This window comes from Bacillus sp. AF23 (genome assembly GCF_020861455.1).
In the GTDB taxonomy this organism is placed as follows: Bacteria; Bacillota; Bacilli; order Bacillales; family Bacillaceae; genus Bacillus; species Bacillus halotolerans.
On record NZ_JAJHVY010000010.1, the window covers coordinates 70483 to 86537 of the forward strand.

Genomic DNA, 16055 nt, shown 5'->3' on the forward strand with positions numbered 1-16055 from the left:
CTTTTTTTCTTGCCCGGGATAAAAGGAATTGAAAAATCATAATTCAAAATGATACAATCTAATTTATGTGAGAAATTCGGGAGAGTGAAGTAGATGAGTAAGCGTGATTACTATGAAGTGCTGGGTGTAAGTAAGAGCGCTTCAAAGGATGAAATAAAAAAGGCTTATCGAAAGCTGTCAAAAAAATATCATCCTGACATTAACAAAGAAGCCGGATCAGATGAAAAGTTTAAAGAAGTCAAAGAAGCATACGAAACGCTGTCTGATGACCAAAAACGGTCTCATTACGACCAATTTGGCCATACTGATCCTAACCAAGGCTTCGGCGGCGGCGGTTTTGGCAGCGGTGACTTCGGCGGTTTTGGTTTCGATGATATTTTCTCAAGTATTTTCGGCGGCGGCACTAGACGAAGAGATCCGAATGCACCGCGTCAAGGGGCGGATCTGCAATATACGATGACTTTGTCATTTGAGGATGCCGTTTTCGGAAAAGAAACGACCATCGAGATTCCGCGTGAGGAAACATGCGATACATGTAAAGGCTCAGGGGCGAAACCTGGTACAAATCCGGAAACGTGCTCACACTGCGGAGGCTCCGGTCAGCTAAATGTGGAGCAAAACACGCCGTTTGGTAAAGTTGTCAACAGACGAGTCTGCCACCACTGCGAAGGTACAGGTAAAATCATTAAAAACAAATGTGCGGATTGCGGCGGCAAAGGAAAAATCAAAAAACGCAAAAAAATCAACGTCACAATTCCTGCCGGTGTAGATGACGGGCAGCAGCTGCGTCTCTCAGGACAGGGTGAACCAGGCGTAAACGGCGGCCCTGCCGGGGATTTATTTGTCGTATTCCACGTGCGCGCCCACGAATTCTTTGAGCGCGACGGAGATGATATTTACTGTGAAATGCCGTTAACGTTTGCTCAAGCCGCGCTTGGAGATGAAGTGGAAGTTCCGACGCTTCACGGGAAAGTGAAATTGAAAATCCCTGCCGGTACACAAACAGGAACAAAATTCAGATTAAGAGGCAAAGGCGTTCAAAATGTCAGGGGCTATGGACAGGGTGACCAGCATATCGTCGTCCGCGTTGTCACTCCGACAAACTTGACAGATAAACAAAAAGATATTATCCGCGAATTTGCCGAAGTCAGCGGAAACCTGCCTGATGAACAGGAAATGAGTTTCTTTGATAAGGTAAAACGCGCGTTTAAAGGCGATTAATTATTGGATGAGGAGTTGGTAGTTTTGAAATGGTCCGAATTAAGCATTCACACAACACATGAAGCGGTCGAACCTATCTCAAATATTTTGCATGAAGCTGGTGCGAGTGGGGTTGTGATAGAGGACCCGCTTGATTTAATTAAAGAACGTGAGAATGTGTACGGGGAAATCTACCAGCTCGACCCCAATGATTATCCGAACGAGGGTGTCATTGTCAAAGCGTATCTGCCGGTCAACAGCTTTCTTGGAGAAACGGTAGAGGGCATTAAAGAAACAATTAATAATCTGCTTCTTTATGATATTGATTTGGGCAGAAACCATATCACCATTTCCGAAGTGAACGAAGAGGAATGGGCGACTGCTTGGAAAAAGTATTACCACCCTGTGAAAATTTCTGAAAAGTTTACGATTGTACCAACGTGGGAGGAATATACGCCGGTACATACGGATGAGCTGATTATTGAAATGGACCCGGGAATGGCATTCGGAACAGGCACACACCCGACAACCGTACTTTGTATTCAGGCGCTTGAACGCTTTGTGCGAAAGGGTGATAAGGTGATTGATGTAGGTACAGGTTCCGGAATTTTAAGTATTGCGGCTGCAATGCTTGAGGCTGAATCGGTTCATGCCTATGATCTTGATCCCGTTGCTGTAGAAAGCGCACGTCTCAATTTGAAGTTAAACAAGGTTAGCGATATAGCTCAAGTCAAACAAAATAATTTGTTAGACGGGATTTCAGGAGAACATGATGTGATCGTTGCCAACATTTTGGCTGAAGTCATCCTTCGTTTTACTTCACAGGCATACCATCTGCTGAAAGACGGCGGGCATTTTATTACTTCAGGAATTATCAGCCATAAAAAGCAAGAGGTAAAAGAAGCATTGGAACAGGCTGGCTTTACCATTGTGGAAATTCTCTCAATGGAAGATTGGGTCAGCATTATTGCGAAAAAATAACAGTTAGTAGGTGTCACAGCGTATGCAACGATATTTTATCGAGCTCACGAAGCAGCAAATGGAGGAAGCGCCGGCTATTTCAATTACCGGAGAAGATGTTCATCATATTGTAAATGTCATGAGAATGAACGAGGGAGACGAGATTATCTGCTGCTCTCAGGACGGCTTCGAAGCAAAATGTGAACTTCAATCTGTTTCCAAAGAAAAAGTGTCCTGTCTTATGATAGAATGGACGAATGAAAACAGAGAGCTTCCGATAAAGGTTTATATTGCAAGCGGCCTCCCGAAAGGGGATAAACTTGAATGGATTATCCAAAAAGGGACTGAGCTGGGAGCTCATGCTTTTATTCCTCTGCAAGCCGCACGCTCTGTTGTCAAGCTGGATGACAAGAAAGCTAAGAAGAAGCGGGAAAGATGGACGAAAATTGCGAAGGAAGCGGCGGAGCAATCGTACCGAAACGAAGTGCCGCAAGTGCTGGATATCCATTCCTTTCAGCAGCTTCTTGAAAAGGTGCAGAATGTCGATAAATGTGTCGTTGCATACGAAGAGTCATCGAAGCAAGGAGAAACAAGCTTGTTCAGCGCAGTTGTAAGCAGCCTTCCGAAAGGATCATCCCTTTTGATCGTATTCGGTCCCGAAGGCGGTTTAACAGAAGCGGAGGTTGAGCGGCTCACGGCGAAAAACGCTGTTCCGTGCGGCCTCGGACCGAGAATTTTAAGGACAGAAACCGCTCCGCTATACGCGCTGAGCGCAATTTCTTATCATACAGAGTTATTAAGAGGTGATCAATAATGGCAACTGTTGCGTTCCATACGCTTGGCTGCAAAGTCAATCATTATGAAACAGAAGCAATCTGGCAGCTTTTCAAAGATGCGGGCTATGAAAGAAGAGACTTTGAACAAACAGCTGACGTATATGTTATTAATACATGTACGGTAACAAATACGGGAGATAAAAAAAGCCGCCAAGTGATCAGACGCGCCATTCGTCAAAATCCTGACGGCGTCATCTGCGTCACAGGCTGTTATGCGCAAACCTCGCCAGCTGAGATTATGGCAATCCCGGGTGTTGACATTGTAGTCGGAACTCAGGATCGTGAAAAAATGCTCGGCTACATCGATCAATATCGTGAAGAGCGTCAGCCGATCAATGGCGTCAGCAACATTATGAAAGCTAGAGTATATGAAGAGCTTGATGTACCGGCTTTTACAGACCGGACAAGAGCGTCATTAAAAATACAGGAAGGCTGCAATAACTTCTGCACGTTCTGTATCATTCCGTGGGCGCGCGGACTTCTCCGTTCACGTGACCCGGAGGAAGTTATTAAACAAGCACAGCAGCTTGTTGATGCGGGTTATAAAGAAATCGTACTTACTGGTATTCATACAGGCGGCTACGGTGAAGATATGAAAGATTACAACTTTGCCAAGCTTTTGAGAGAACTTGACGCCCGTGTTCAAGGTGTGAAACGAATTAGAATTTCGTCCATCGAGGCAAGCCAGATCACAGACGAAGTAATTGAAGTTTTAGACCGTTCAGATAAGATTGTGCGCCATTTGCACATTCCGATTCAATCCGGATCAAACACAGTGCTTAAACGGATGAGACGCAAATACACTATGGAATTTTTCGCTGACCGTTTAAATAAGCTGAAAAAAGCACTTCCGGGCTTAGCCGTAACCTCCGATGTCATTGTAGGCTTCCCTGGTGAAACAGAAGAAGAATTTATGGAAACCTATAACTTTATTAAAGAAAATCGATTCTCTGAACTGCATGTTTTCCCTTACAGCAAACGTACGGGAACGCCAGCTGCGCGGATGGAAGACCAAGTGGATGAAAACGTCAAAAACGAACGTGTACACCGCCTGATTGCACTTTCTGACCAGCTTGCGAAGGAATATGCCTCTGATTATGAACATGAAGTCCTTGAAATTATCCCTGAGGAAGCATTTAAAGAATCAGATGAAGAAAACATGTATGTCGGTTACACAGACAACTATATGAAAGTTGTTTTCAAAGGTACGGAAGACATGATCGGCAAAATCGTGAAAGTAAAAATACTAAAAGCAGGCTATCCATACAATGAAGGACAGTTTGTCCGTATTGTTGAGGATGACATAACAGAACAAATGCGTATGTCTTCTTAATCTAAAAAACCGGTGCATCTGAATGTGCCGGTTTTTATGTTCAGTTTTTAGCTGGGATAAGCAGGTTAATAAAGCTGTAGAACAAGTTGGTAAGCGGTAAAAACAAAAGAGCTGATACGACATTAAATAGCAGACTGAAATGGGCGATTCTTTGGGCAGGGTCTGCCGAGAGCTGTTCAACAAAGCCGGTCGCTGCCGCCAAAAACGGGAATACAATTGCTACGCCGATTATGTTAAACAAGACATGGGCGCACGCTGTCTGTTTTGCCGCATATCCGCCGGATACAGCAGCCATGACAGCTGTAATGCATGTCCCGATGTTTGACCCAAGCACAACGCTCATTGCCTGTGTTAGTCCAATAACGCCTTCATTCATAAAGCTCATTAAAATGCCGACGCAGACAGAACTTGAGTGAATGATTGCAGTTAACACCATGCCGATAAGCAAAGCAGACCAGTTTGAGTCGTTTACATGATGAAGAATCCCTGCACCTGTTTTCAGCTGAGTAAGCGGTTCTGCAAGACGGCTGAAGCCGCTGATGCAAAAAAAGATAATTCCGAGTCCGAGGAAGCTTGTTCCCAGCTGTTTGAACGGATACCTGCCCGTCAGAAAAAACAGCAAACCGCCAATCAATAGAATCCAAATCAACACATCCATTTTGATTGCAAGAAATTCGGTTGTAAAGGTCGATCCGACATTTGTTCCAAGGATCATCGGTATTGTCCGTTTGAAAGAAAGGGCCCCCGCACTTACAAATCCGATGACAATTACCATAAAGGCGGAGCTGCTTTGGAGAAATCCTGTAAAAACAATACTGATGAGGAATGCTTTTAATGGATGATCCGTAAAAATCAGCAGCTGCTCTTCAATTTTTGAATACGTCAGCGAAATTAAACCTTTCCGAAGCATGTTCATTCCTGTGAGAAAGAATAATATAAGAGCAGTAAAACTAATCAGAAGCAACATTTTATTCACCAACCCCTTTCTATCATTATATAGACAGGCAGTCCCGCTCATGACGGAAAAGTGAACTCACTTAGTTGACCTGACTGAAGGCTTATATTATAATGTCAAAGTACATGTTTATATGTGTAACTTAAAGGTAGTCGATTGGTGTATTCGGAGGGAGGGAAAGAGAATGTCAAAAACGGTCGTTAGAAAAAACGAATCGCTTGAAGATGCTCTTCGTCGCTTCAAACGCAGTGTATCAAAGACAGGTACTTTGCAAGAAGCAAGAAAGCGCGAATTTTATGAAAAACCTAGCGTAAAGCGCAAGAAAAAGTCTGAAGCTGCTAGAAAACGCAAATTCTAAAAGAGGGTGGATTTATGAGTCTTCTTGAGCGACTTAACCAAGATATGAAGCTATATATGAAAAGCCGTGAGAAAGACAAATTGACTGTCGTTCGAATGGTTAAGGCTTCACTTCAAAACGAAGCAATTAAGCTTAAGAAAGACAGTTTGACCGAGGATGAGGAACTCACTGTCCTTTCTCGTGAACTTAAGCAACGTAAAGACTCCCTCCAGGAATTTTCAAACGCTAATCGTTTAGATTTAGTAGATAAAGTTCAAAAAGAGCTGGACATTTTAGAAGTTTATTTACCACAGCAGCTATCAGAAGAAGAGCTGCGTACAATCGTAAATGAAACCATTGCGGAGGTCGGTGCGAGCTCAAAAGCGGACATGGGCAAAGTGATGGGGGCAATTATGCCTAAAGTAAAAGGTAAAGCTGACGGAAGTTTAATTAATAAGCTTGTGAGCAGTCAACTGTCTTAAATGGCAAAGAAAAGGACATCTTTCTAAGAGAGATGTCTTTTTTTTATACATAAAAAAATGAAACCTTTGATACATTTGTTACGTATGAAGAGAAGGCACTTAATATACGAGGAAGGAGGGATACATCGCCCTTGCTTCAAACAAAAGGATTCCGAGCGGCTCTTTTGAGCATATTTCTACTATCATTATTAGGAGTTCAGCTGCACACAAAAGCAGAAAAACAAACCGTCTACGTCATTCCCGTTGAAAAAAATGTCGAACAGGGTCTCGCCTCGTTTTTGTCGCGTTCGCTACAAGATGCAGAGGCTCAGCATGCAAACCATATTATTCTTGATATTAACACACCGGGAGGACTGGTAAAATCAGCTATTGATATAGCGGACACGATCAACGAAACGGATATCCCGATAACTGCTTATGTAAACAAACGGGCATTGTCTGCTGGTGCATATATCGCGTTACAGGCTGACGCCATTTATATGGCGCCCGGAGGAAAGATGGGAGCCGCGGCGATCATAGACGGTAAAGGCAATGCTGCTGACAAAAAAGCTGAATCATTCTGGCTTGCGGAGCTGGAAGATGCTGCAGCAAAAAACAACCGTGATCCAAAATATGCGCGTGCCATGGCAGACCCTGATGTAGATGCAAGAGAAGCGGGCGCGCCGAAGGGAGATCTGCTTACGCTGAATGCGGAAAAAGCTGTTGACGTAGGCTATTCAGAAGGAACTGTTAACAATCTTTCCGCGCTTGTGAAGAAGCTTGGATACGGAGATGCACATATCAGCTATGCTGAGGAAAGCTTTGCAGAAAAGGCAGCAAGGTGGCTAACCAGTCCGATTGTTGTTCCTATTTTATTGACAATTGCCTTTTTAGGTCTTACTGTTGAGCTTTTTTCTCCTGGTGTCGGTCTGCCTGGAACAGCAGGATTTATCGCATTGATCCTGTTTTTTTACGGACATCTTGCAACGGGTCTTGCCGGATATGAAACGGTTCTCCTCTTTATAGCAGGGGTGATTCTGATCCTGATGGAGATATTCCTCCCCGGAGGAATCATTGGTTTACTTGGCTTGGGAGCAATTGTTGCGAGCTTATTTTTGGCCGCGGGAAGCTTCACAGTCATGGCGGTTTCTCTCTTGATCGCCTCAGCTGTTTCCATTACAGCTTTCATTTTACTGACAAGGATGTTGGGAAAGCGTATGAAATTCTTTAAGAAATTTATATTAAATGATTCGACAAATACAGAGAGCGGTTATGTATCAAACCAAACGCGAACGGACTTAATCGGCAAGGAGGGCGTGACCTTTACGCCGCTGCGTCCCGCGGGAACCGTCATTATCGATGACGAGCGTCTTGATGTGGTATCTGAAGGATTATTTACAGAGAAAGATAAAAAAGTAAAAGTAATCAAAGTGGAAGGCTCGCGCATTGTCGTGAGAGAAATTTAAACAGAAACGAGGAGAAGTAACATGGATCCATCAACATTAATGATACTGGCTATTGTCGTAGTAGGGATCATTGTCTTAGCTGTATTTTTTACATTTGTACCTGTTATGCTCTGGATTTCAGCTTTAGCAGCCGGAGTTAAAATCAGCATTTTCACTCTAATAGGGATGAGGCTACGCCGCGTCATACCGAGCCGGGTGGTTAATCCGCTGATTAAAGCGCATAAAGCGGGACTCGACGTTGGAACAAACCAGCTTGAAAGCCACTATCTTGCCGGAGGGAATGTAGATAGAGTCGTTAACGCACTTATCGCAGCTCAGCGTGCTAATATTGAGCTTACATTTGAACGCTGTGCAGCCATCGACCTTGCCGGCCGTGATGTTTTGGAAGCCGTGCAAATGAGCGTTAATCCGAAGGTCATTGAAACACCGTTTATTGCAGGTGTTGCCATGGACGGAATTGAAGTGAAGGCGAAAGCGAGAATTACAGTAAGAGCCAATATCGACCGCCTCGTCGGGGGTGCGGGTGAGGAAACGATTGTAGCCCGTGTAGGCGAAGGGATCGTATCTACAATCGGTTCATCCGAAAATCACAAAAAAGTGCTGGAGAACCCTGATATGATTTCTCAAAAGGTGCTCGGTAAAGGTCTGGATTCAGGAACCGCCTTTGAAATTCTATCGATTGATATTGCTGATGTTGACATTGGTAAAAACATCGGGGCGATCTTGCAGACGGATCAGGCAGAGGCCGACAAAAATATTGCGCAGGCCAAAGCCGAAGAACGCCGTGCAATGGCTGTTGCTCAAGAACAGGAAATGCGCGCACGTGTAGAAGAAATGCGAGCTAAAGTGGTTGAAGCCGAAGCGGAAGTGCCGCTTGCGATGGCCGAAGCCCTGCGCGAAGGAAATATCGGCGTCATGGACTACATGAATATTAAAAACATTGATGCAGACACAGATATGCGTGATTCATTCGGTAAATTAACGAAAGACCAATCGGATGAAGACCGCAAATCATAATCTCTCTATGCAGAAGGGAGAATAGTGATGGAAGATATACTGACGAATCCGCTTGTTATTGCAGCGATTATCGGAATTATTTCCACGATTTTCGGCAAAGTGAAAAAAGAAGAAGAAAAAAACAATCAAAATCAAAAAAGAAAAAAGCCGCAGACAATGAAACCTGCTGCTGTTCAAAATAAACAATCAGCTGAAGAAACGCCAGCTCCTATTCCAAACCGCTTGGAACAGATGAGACAAGAAGCTGAAGACAGACGGAAGGAAACGGAAAGAAACCTGAAAGGGCTTGAGCGGGATCTTACTGCCGCCAAACATAAAGCTGTGTATACCAAGCAAAAACTGCTTCAGGTCAATAAAGACACTGTTGTGCAAGGCATTGTCTTAGGCGAGGTATTCGGTCCGCCAAGGGCAAAAAAACCTCATCACACAATGCGTGCAGCCCGCAAAAATTAAGTGTTAGAACCCTCTTTCAAATCATACATATGAGATGAAAGGGGGTTCTTTTTGTATGGGGCAAAGAAAGAATCGTTTAAAAGCTTGGCTGACAAGAGCATTGGAAATTCCCCCGGACGTTATGATGGATCTGCCGCGGATCACAATGGTCGGCAGACTTCATATCTACATAGAAAACCACAGAGGTCTTCTGCTGTTCAGTGAGAATGAAGTGAGGCTGATGCTGAAGCAGGGCCAGTGCATCATATCAGGAAAAAACTTTGTGATCAAAGCGATTCTTCCGGAAGAAATACTTTTGGAGGGTACGATTGATGTCGTTCGATATGTTGAGTCATAAAGCCGAGGGGGAAATGTTGTGAAAAATAAATGGCTGTCTTTTTTTGGTGGTAAGGTCCAGCTTGAAGTGACGGGACGAGGCATTGAACGGCTCCTTAATGAATGCACAAGAAGAGGGATTCCGATCTTTCATCTGAAAAAAAAGAAAGAAGCCGTCTTGTTATATATACAGCTTCAGGATGTACATGCCTTTCGGCGTGTCAGAAGAGAATTTGACTGTAAAGCCCGTTTTATCAATCGAAAAGGGTTCCCGTTCTTATTGCTGAAATCCAAACTGAATTTAGGTTTTACCATTGGTTTTGCGCTTTTTTTTATCCTATTGTTTTTGCTCTCCAATATGGTATGGAAAATTGAAGTGACTGGTGCAAAGCCTGAAACGGAGCACCAAATGATGCAGCATTTGAAGGAAATCGGCGTCAAGAAAGGGCGATTGCAATTTTTAATGCAGTCTCCCGAAAAAATACAAAAATCGTTAACAAACGGAATAGACAATATCACTTGGGTCGGAGTCGATTTGAAAGGCACGACCATCCACATGAAAGTTGTAGAGAAAAATGAGCCTGAAAAAGAAAAGTATGTCAGTCCGCGCCACATTGTCGCCAAAAAGAAAGCAACCATTACAAGAATGTTTGTCCAGAAAGGACAGCCCATGGCCGCAATCCATGATCATGTTGAAAAGGGGCAAATGCTTGTCTCCGGCTTAATCGGAAGCGAAGATGAGCAGCAGGAAGTCGCCTCTAAAGCTGAAATTTACGGCGAGACCTGGTACAGATCTGAAGTAACGGTGCCCCTTGAAACATTATTTAACGTCTATACGGGCAAAGTAAGGACAAAGCACAAGCTTTCTTTTGGCTCATGGGCTTTCCCAATCTGGGGGATAACGCTTAAAAAAGAAGAATTAAAACATCCAAAAACAGAACAAGAGAAGCATTCGCTTCATTTTCTCGGTTTGGAGCTCCCTGTTTCTTATATCAAAGAGCAAACGAGAGAAAGTGAAGAGGCTTTGCGAAAATATACGAAAGAAGAAGCAGTTCAAGAAGGAATCAAAATGGGTAAACGGGATGTAGAGAGTAAAATAGGCGAGGACGGCGAGGTGAAAAGTGAAAAAGTTTTGCACCAGACAGTCGAGAATGGTAAAGTAAAGTTGATTATTCTCTACCAAGTTATAGAAGATATCGTTCAAACCACACCTATTGTCAGGGAGACTGAAGAATGACAGAACATTTACTTGCGATGAATCAAAAACTGAAAAGCCCGGACGAGGCGCTTTCACTGTTCGGGAATCAAGATTCTTTTTTGACACTGATGGAGAAAGATCTGGATGTAAATATCATTACGCGAGGCGAAACGATTTATATTTCAGGCGATGAAGAATCGTTTCAGATTGCCGACAGGCTGCTGGGATCACTTCTCGCATTAATTCGCAAGGGGATAGAGATCTCTGAACGTGATGTGATTTCCGCCATCAAGATGGCAAAAAAGAATGAACTTGAATATTTTGAAAGCATGTACGAAGAAGAAATTACAAAAAACGCAAAAGGCAAACCGATCCGTGTGAAAACCATGGGACAGCGGGAATACGTGGCCGCCATGAAACGAGATGATCTTGTATTTGGCATCGGCCCGGCGGGAACCGGAAAAACGTACCTTGCTGTCGTAAAAGCAGTCCACGCATTGAAAAACGGACATATTAAAAAAATCATTTTAACAAGACCTGCGGTAGAAGCCGGTGAAAGCCTCGGTTTTTTACCAGGTGACCTCAAAGAGAAAGTAGATCCTTATTTGCGCCCGCTGTATGACGCTCTTCATGATGTGCTTGGAACAGATCATACAGAACGGCTGCTGGAAAGAGGAGTCATTGAAATCGCTCCGCTCGCTTATATGAGAGGCCGGACGCTTGATGATGCCTATGTTATACTTGATGAAGCACAGAACACTACGCCTGCCCAAATGAAAATGTTTTTGACGAGACTGGGTTTTGGCTCTAAAATGATCATTACAGGTGACGTTAGCCAAATTGATCTGCCGAAAGGCGTCAAATCGGGACTTGCAGTAGCGAGAGAGATGCTGAAAGAAATCGACGGCATTTCTGTGATTGAACTGGACCAGACAGACGTGGTCAGACATCCGCTGGTTGCGAAAATTATTGAAGCATACGATAAGCAAAATTAATCCTGAATGACCCGATCGCGCGTTATCGGGTCATTTTTGCTTATGAGCTTGATTTTCTAGAGGAGGTTCTTGTGTTGAAAAAGAAGGGGAAGACCAAAAGCGGCTCAAAAAAGTGGCGCGGCTTTAAAAATGCCCGCTCCATGCATGTACTGCTGTATCTTCTGCTGGCTGCGATTATGTTCGCATTGCTTTTTGTACATGTGAAGCCGGAAACGCTTGATTTAGACCTGTTTTCAGTCAGCGACAAGACCATTTATGCTCCGGCAACTGTGGAAGATCAAAAAGCGACAGAGGAAAAAAAGCAAGCTGCTGAAGATGCGGTCGAAGATCAGTATACCTTAAAGAAAGATTATACAGACAATCGAATTGATCTTGTATCATCGATATTCGACAGTATCAGTGAAGTGAAAAAATCAGCAGAAGAAGACAGCAGTTCACCATCAGAAAAAACAATGATTAAGTCGGTGAAAAATAAGCTGACGTCAGATGTGAATGATTCTATATCAGAGGATGCCATCAAGACTTTGCTGAAGGCGGACCATGAAGATTTTTCATTTGTCAGAGATACTGTCATAACAGCAGTAAACTCAGTGATGAGCAGTGAAATCCCGTCGGATAAATTATCTGAAGCAAAAGATAAAGTGCAAAAAGAACTGAAGAGTAATTCTATCCCGTCTAAATATTTGGGAGCCGCCACGGAAATCGGGCGTTACGCCATTATTCCGAATTACGTCTTCGATCCAAAAGCAACAGAGGCAAAACGCCAGGAAGCGTCAGACAATGTTCAGCAGGTTCAGATCAAACAGGGGCAGGTGCTCGTGGAAGAAAATGACCTCATTGATCGGGAAGTGTACAGAAAACTTGAGCTGACCGGATTGTTAAATAACTCCAATTTGTTCAAGCCGATTAGCGGCCTATTGATCATGATCGGGCTTTTCATCGCTACACTCGTTTACTATTTCGAAAAACAGAATCAAAATCTGAAATTCAAAAACAAGTCGATCCTATTATTCTCCATTATTACAACGCTTTTGCTTGTTATTATGGAGGTTGTCAGTTTATTTCAAAAGATGGAATATAACAATATTGGCTATCTTGTCCCCATTGCGGCCGGTGCAATCCTAATCAAGCTGCTGATGAATGAACGAATCGCTATTTTAGGAAGTATCATTCTTGCGATTTGCGGAAGTATGATGTTTAATCAAGGTGTGACAGGAACATTTAATTATGTCATTGGTATTTATTATTTGATCAGCGGTATTTCCGGTGTTTTGTTTTTAGGAAAACACAATGGCAGATCAAAAATTTTGCAGACCGGGCTTTTTGTGGCGTTTATCAATATGATTGTGGTTCTATCTCTATTATTGATCCAAAACACCGCGCTGTCAGGCTTGGAAATCGGGACGCTAATGCTGATGGGGGTTGTGTCGGGTTTTGCTTCCTCCGTATTAATTATCGGACTTATGCCGTTTTTTGAGACAGGTTTCGGCATTTTGTCCACAATGAGGCTTATCGAGCTGTCTAACCCTAACCATCCGCTGCTTCGAAAAATACTGACAGAAACACCAGGTACATATCACCACAGCGTCATGGTCGCCAATTTGTCAGAGGCCGCCTGCGAGGCGGTAGGGGCAAATGGTTTGCTTGCAAGAGTCGGTGCGTATTATCACGACCTCGGAAAAACAAAGCGGCCGCAGTATTTTATTGAAAACCAAATGAATATTGACAATCCGCATGATAAGCTTTCTCCGCAGCTCAGTAAAAATATCATTATTTCGCATACCACTGACGGGGCGAATATGCTGAGAAGCTATAAATTTCCAAAGGAACTTGTGGATATTGCTGAGCAGCACCACGGGACCTCTCTTTTGAAATTCTTTTATTATAAAGCGAAGGAAAAAGGCGATCAGATTACAGAGGAAGAATTCCGTTATCCGGGGCCGAAGCCGCAGTCAAAAGAAGCCGCGATTATATCAGTGGCAGACAGTGTCGAAGCGGCTGTCAGATCGATGCATAATCCAAATCCTGAACGAATTGAAAAGCTTGTCCGGGGCATTATATCCGATAAGCTTCAGGACGGACAGTTTAGTGAATGCGATTTGACATTTAAAGAGCTTGATACAATCGCAAAAACGCTTTGTGCAACATTAAAAGGAATTTTCCACTCCCGGATTGAATATCCGGAGGCTACTAAGAAGGTGAAATAGATGAGTTTATTGATTGATATCGTAGATGAAACCGGAAGTGTCTCTGAAGAGATGCTTAAAGAAGTAGAAAATCTGCTTCAATTTGCCGCTGAGCGCGAAGGAGTTCAGGATCAGGCTGAGGTTTCTGTCACGATCGTTACCAATGAAGACATTCAGCAGATCAATAAAGAGTATCGGGGAAAGGATACGCCGACAGACGTCATCTCTTTTGCTCTTGAAGAAGAGGGAGAAGACGAAGTTGAAATTGTCGGTGCTGAAATGCCGCCGGTTTTAGGTGATATTATCATCAGTGCAGATCGTACAAGAGAGCAGGCTGAAGAATATAACCATTCTTTCAAGAGAGAGCTTGGCTTTCTAGCGGTACATGGATTCCTGCATCTTTTGGGATATGACCATATGACGAAAGAGGAAGAAGAGGAGATGTTTACTAAGCAAAAGGATTTGCTGGACGCCTATGGACTCAAGAGATCATAGAAATGAGCTGATGCGATTCCTAATGAGCTTCGTGCACGCAGGGCGGGGCATATGGAGAACGGCGCGGACGGAGCGGAATTTTCAATTTCATGCCGCGGCTGCCTGCGCCGTTATCATTTGCGGTTTTCTCGTTAATCTCAGCCTGACAGAGTGGGCTATTATTTTTCTTTTGATTGGCGGAATGCTTTCACTGGAGCTTTTAAATACAGCTATTGAACACACGGTTGATTTAGTAACAGATAAACATCACCCGCTTGCTAAGGCGGCTAAGGACGCTGCTGCCGGGGCTGTTTGCGTTTTTGCCATGATTTCGTGTATTATTGGTTTACTTATTTTTTTGCCAAAGCTGTATGGCTGAAAATTCTTACATTTATTTTACATTTTTAGAAATGGGCGTGAAAAAAGGAGCGCCATTATGTAAAATATAAAGTGATAGCGGTACCATTATAGGTAAGAGAGGAACATGTACACATGAACAGACAGAAATTGATAACAGAAGCTTTAAAAGCGCGTGACATGGCATATGCACCGTATTCCAAGTTTAAAGTAGGAGCCGCTCTTCTTACCAAAGATGGAAAAGTGTACAGAGGCTGCAATATAGAGAATGCGGCATACAGCATGTGCAACTGCGCTGAGCGTACCGCTTTGTTTAAAGCTGTTTCTGAAGGCGATACTGAGTTTCAGATGCTGGCAGTAGCTGCTGACACCCCGGGACCAGTATCACCGTGCGGAGCCTGCCGGCAGGTGATTTCTGAGCTCTGCACAAAGGACGTTATTATCGTGCTGACCAATTTACAAGGACAAATACAAGAAATGACTGCAGAAGAATTATTGCCAGGCGCATTTTCATCGGAGGATTTACATGACGAACGAAAGCTTTAAATCAGGATTTGTATCCATTATCGGAAGACCAAACGTAGGAAAGTCTACTTTTTTGAACAGAGTGATCGGCCAAAAAATCGCGATCATGAGTGATAAACCCCAAACAACAAGAAATAAGGTGCAAGGGGTATTAACGACAGGCGCATCACAAACGATTTTTATTGACACACCAGGAATTCATAAGCCTAAGCATAAGCTTGGGGACTTTATGATGAAAGTGGCGCAAAATACATTAAAAGAAGTCGATTTGATCTTATTTATGATCAATGCTGAGGAAGGCTATGGTAAGGGCGACGAGTTCATTATTGAGAAACTGCAGAATACCTCGACACCTGTTTTCTTAATCGTAAACAAAATTGACAAGATCCATCCTGATCAATTGCTTCTGCTAATTGACGAATACCGCAAGCGATATCCTTTTAAGGAAATTGTTCCGATCTCTGCATTAGAGGGAAATAACATTGAAACATTGCTGGCGCAGATTGAAGCATATTTGCCTGAAGGTCCGCAGTTTTATCCGAGTGATCAGGTGACCGATCATCCGGAGCGCTTTATCATTTCTGAGCTGATCAGGGAAAAGGTGCTGCATCTGACAAGGGAAGAGATCCCGCACAGCATTGCGGTAAGCATCGAATCGATTAAAGGGCAAGACAACGGATCCGTGCACGTTGCGGCAACAATTGTGGTCGAACGGGATTCTCAAAAAGGCATTGTCATCGGGAAAAAAGGCAGCCTGCTGAAAGAAGTCGGAAAAAGAGCGAGAGCGGATATCGAGGCCCTCTTAGGTTCCCGCGTCTATCTAGAATTGTGGGTAAAAGTGCAGAAAGACTGGCGTAACAAAATGTCCCAGCTTCGCGACTTCGGCTTTAAAGAGGATGAATATTAATCACTTGCTGTGTCATTATCTCACATGAACAGGGATACATTAGCAAATTTTGTTTAACATGAAATGGAGGACATCTGGTC

General features: G+C 43.5%; 18 protein-coding genes. 17 read left to right on the forward strand and 1 reads right to left on the reverse strand.

The window, feature by feature from the left end; all coding sequences use genetic code 11:
• Positions 1–93 precede the first annotated feature (93 nt).
• The 4 genes from dnaJ to mtaB are packed head-to-tail and all read left to right on the forward strand — an operon-like array spanning position 94 to position 4329.
• Entirely contained in the window at positions 94–1221 is a 1128-nt protein-coding gene (gene dnaJ, locus LNN34_RS02470) for a molecular chaperone DnaJ (RefSeq protein ID WP_229042649.1), read from the forward strand.
• Positions 1222–1245: 24 nt separating this feature from the next.
• Positions 1246–2181, forward strand: coding sequence for a 50S ribosomal protein L11 methyltransferase (gene prmA / locus LNN34_RS02475; protein WP_044154499.1), 936 nt, complete (start codon positions 1246–1248; stop codon positions 2179–2181).
• Positions 2182–2203: 22 nt separating this feature from the next.
• Positions 2204–2974, forward strand: coding sequence for a 16S rRNA (uracil(1498)-N(3))-methyltransferase (locus LNN34_RS02480; protein WP_229042650.1), 771 nt, complete (start codon positions 2204–2206; stop codon positions 2972–2974).
• Entirely contained in the window at positions 2974–4329 is a 1356-nt protein-coding gene (gene mtaB / locus LNN34_RS02485; protein WP_193659493.1) for a tRNA (N(6)-L-threonylcarbamoyladenosine(37)-C(2))-methylthiotransferase MtaB, read from the forward strand. The genes LNN34_RS02480 and mtaB overlap by 1 nt, the downstream gene beginning before the upstream one ends.
• Before the next feature lie 40 nt (positions 4330–4369).
• Here mtaB and LNN34_RS02490 read toward each other — a convergent pair whose 3' ends face one another.
• Positions 4370–5296 (reverse strand): Na/Pi symporter, encoded by a 927-nt coding sequence (locus tag LNN34_RS02490; protein WP_202647498.1) that lies wholly within the window; start codon positions 5294–5296, stop codon positions 4370–4372.
• A 172-nt stretch (positions 5297–5468) separates the two neighbouring features.
• On the opposite strand from LNN34_RS02490, the gene rpsU reads away from it, so the two are divergent.
• From rpsU to era, 13 genes are all read left to right on the forward strand, one after another.
• A complete protein-coding gene (gene rpsU / locus LNN34_RS02495) occupies positions 5469–5642 on the forward strand; it encodes a 30S ribosomal protein S21 (protein WP_003152957.1) in 174 nt (57 codons plus the stop codon).
• Positions 5643–5656: 14 nt separating this feature from the next.
• Positions 5657–6103, forward strand: coding sequence for a GatB/YqeY domain-containing protein (locus tag LNN34_RS02500; RefSeq protein WP_010334989.1), 447 nt, complete (start codon positions 5657–5659; stop codon positions 6101–6103).
• Positions 6104–6234: 131 nt separating this feature from the next.
• Positions 6235–7548 (forward strand): NfeD family protein, encoded by a 1314-nt coding sequence (locus LNN34_RS02505; protein ID WP_229042651.1) that lies wholly within the window; start codon positions 6235–6237, stop codon positions 7546–7548.
• 21 nt (positions 7549–7569) lie between these two features.
• A complete protein-coding gene (gene floA / locus LNN34_RS02510; RefSeq protein ID WP_229042652.1) occupies positions 7570–8565 on the forward strand; it encodes a flotillin-like protein FloA in 996 nt (331 codons plus the stop codon).
• A 27-nt stretch (positions 8566–8592) separates the two neighbouring features.
• Positions 8593–9018, forward strand: coding sequence for a hypothetical protein (locus LNN34_RS02515; RefSeq protein ID WP_229042653.1), 426 nt, complete (start codon positions 8593–8595; stop codon positions 9016–9018).
• Positions 9019–9073: 55 nt separating this feature from the next.
• Positions 9074–9355 (forward strand): sporulation protein YqfC, encoded by a 282-nt coding sequence (yqfC, locus tag LNN34_RS02520; protein WP_024122093.1) that lies wholly within the window; start codon positions 9074–9076, stop codon positions 9353–9355.
• A gap of 18 nt (positions 9356–9373) precedes the next feature.
• Positions 9374–10570, forward strand: coding sequence for a sporulation protein YqfD (gene yqfD, locus LNN34_RS02525; protein ID WP_024122092.1), 1197 nt, complete (start codon positions 9374–9376; stop codon positions 10568–10570).
• Entirely contained in the window at positions 10567–11526 is a 960-nt protein-coding gene (locus LNN34_RS02530) for a PhoH family protein (protein WP_044154510.1), read from the forward strand. Before yqfD ends, LNN34_RS02530 begins: the two co-directional genes overlap by 4 nt.
• A 71-nt stretch (positions 11527–11597) precedes the next feature.
• Entirely contained in the window at positions 11598–13733 is a 2136-nt protein-coding gene (gene pgpH, locus LNN34_RS02535; protein ID WP_081638339.1) for a cyclic-di-AMP phosphodiesterase PgpH, read from the forward strand.
• Complete coding sequence (ybeY, locus tag LNN34_RS02540) at positions 13734–14207, forward strand: rRNA maturation RNase YbeY (RefSeq protein WP_010334982.1); 474 nt, start codon at positions 13734–13736, stop codon at positions 14205–14207.
• The gene (locus tag LNN34_RS02545; protein WP_229042654.1) at positions 14188–14565 is read left to right on the forward strand and encodes a diacylglycerol kinase family protein; all 378 of its coding nucleotides are present in this window, start codon (positions 14188–14190) and stop codon (positions 14563–14565) included. Before ybeY ends, LNN34_RS02545 begins: the two co-directional genes overlap by 20 nt.
• Before the next feature lie 113 nt (positions 14566–14678).
• The gene (cdd, locus tag LNN34_RS02550) at positions 14679–15089 is read left to right on the forward strand and encodes a cytidine deaminase (RefSeq protein WP_024122088.1); all 411 of its coding nucleotides are present in this window, start codon (positions 14679–14681) and stop codon (positions 15087–15089) included.
• Positions 15070–15975, forward strand: coding sequence for a GTPase Era (gene era, locus LNN34_RS02555; protein ID WP_215510329.1), 906 nt, complete (start codon positions 15070–15072; stop codon positions 15973–15975). The genes cdd and era overlap by 20 nt, the downstream gene beginning before the upstream one ends.
• Positions 15976–16055: the final 80 nt, after the last annotated feature.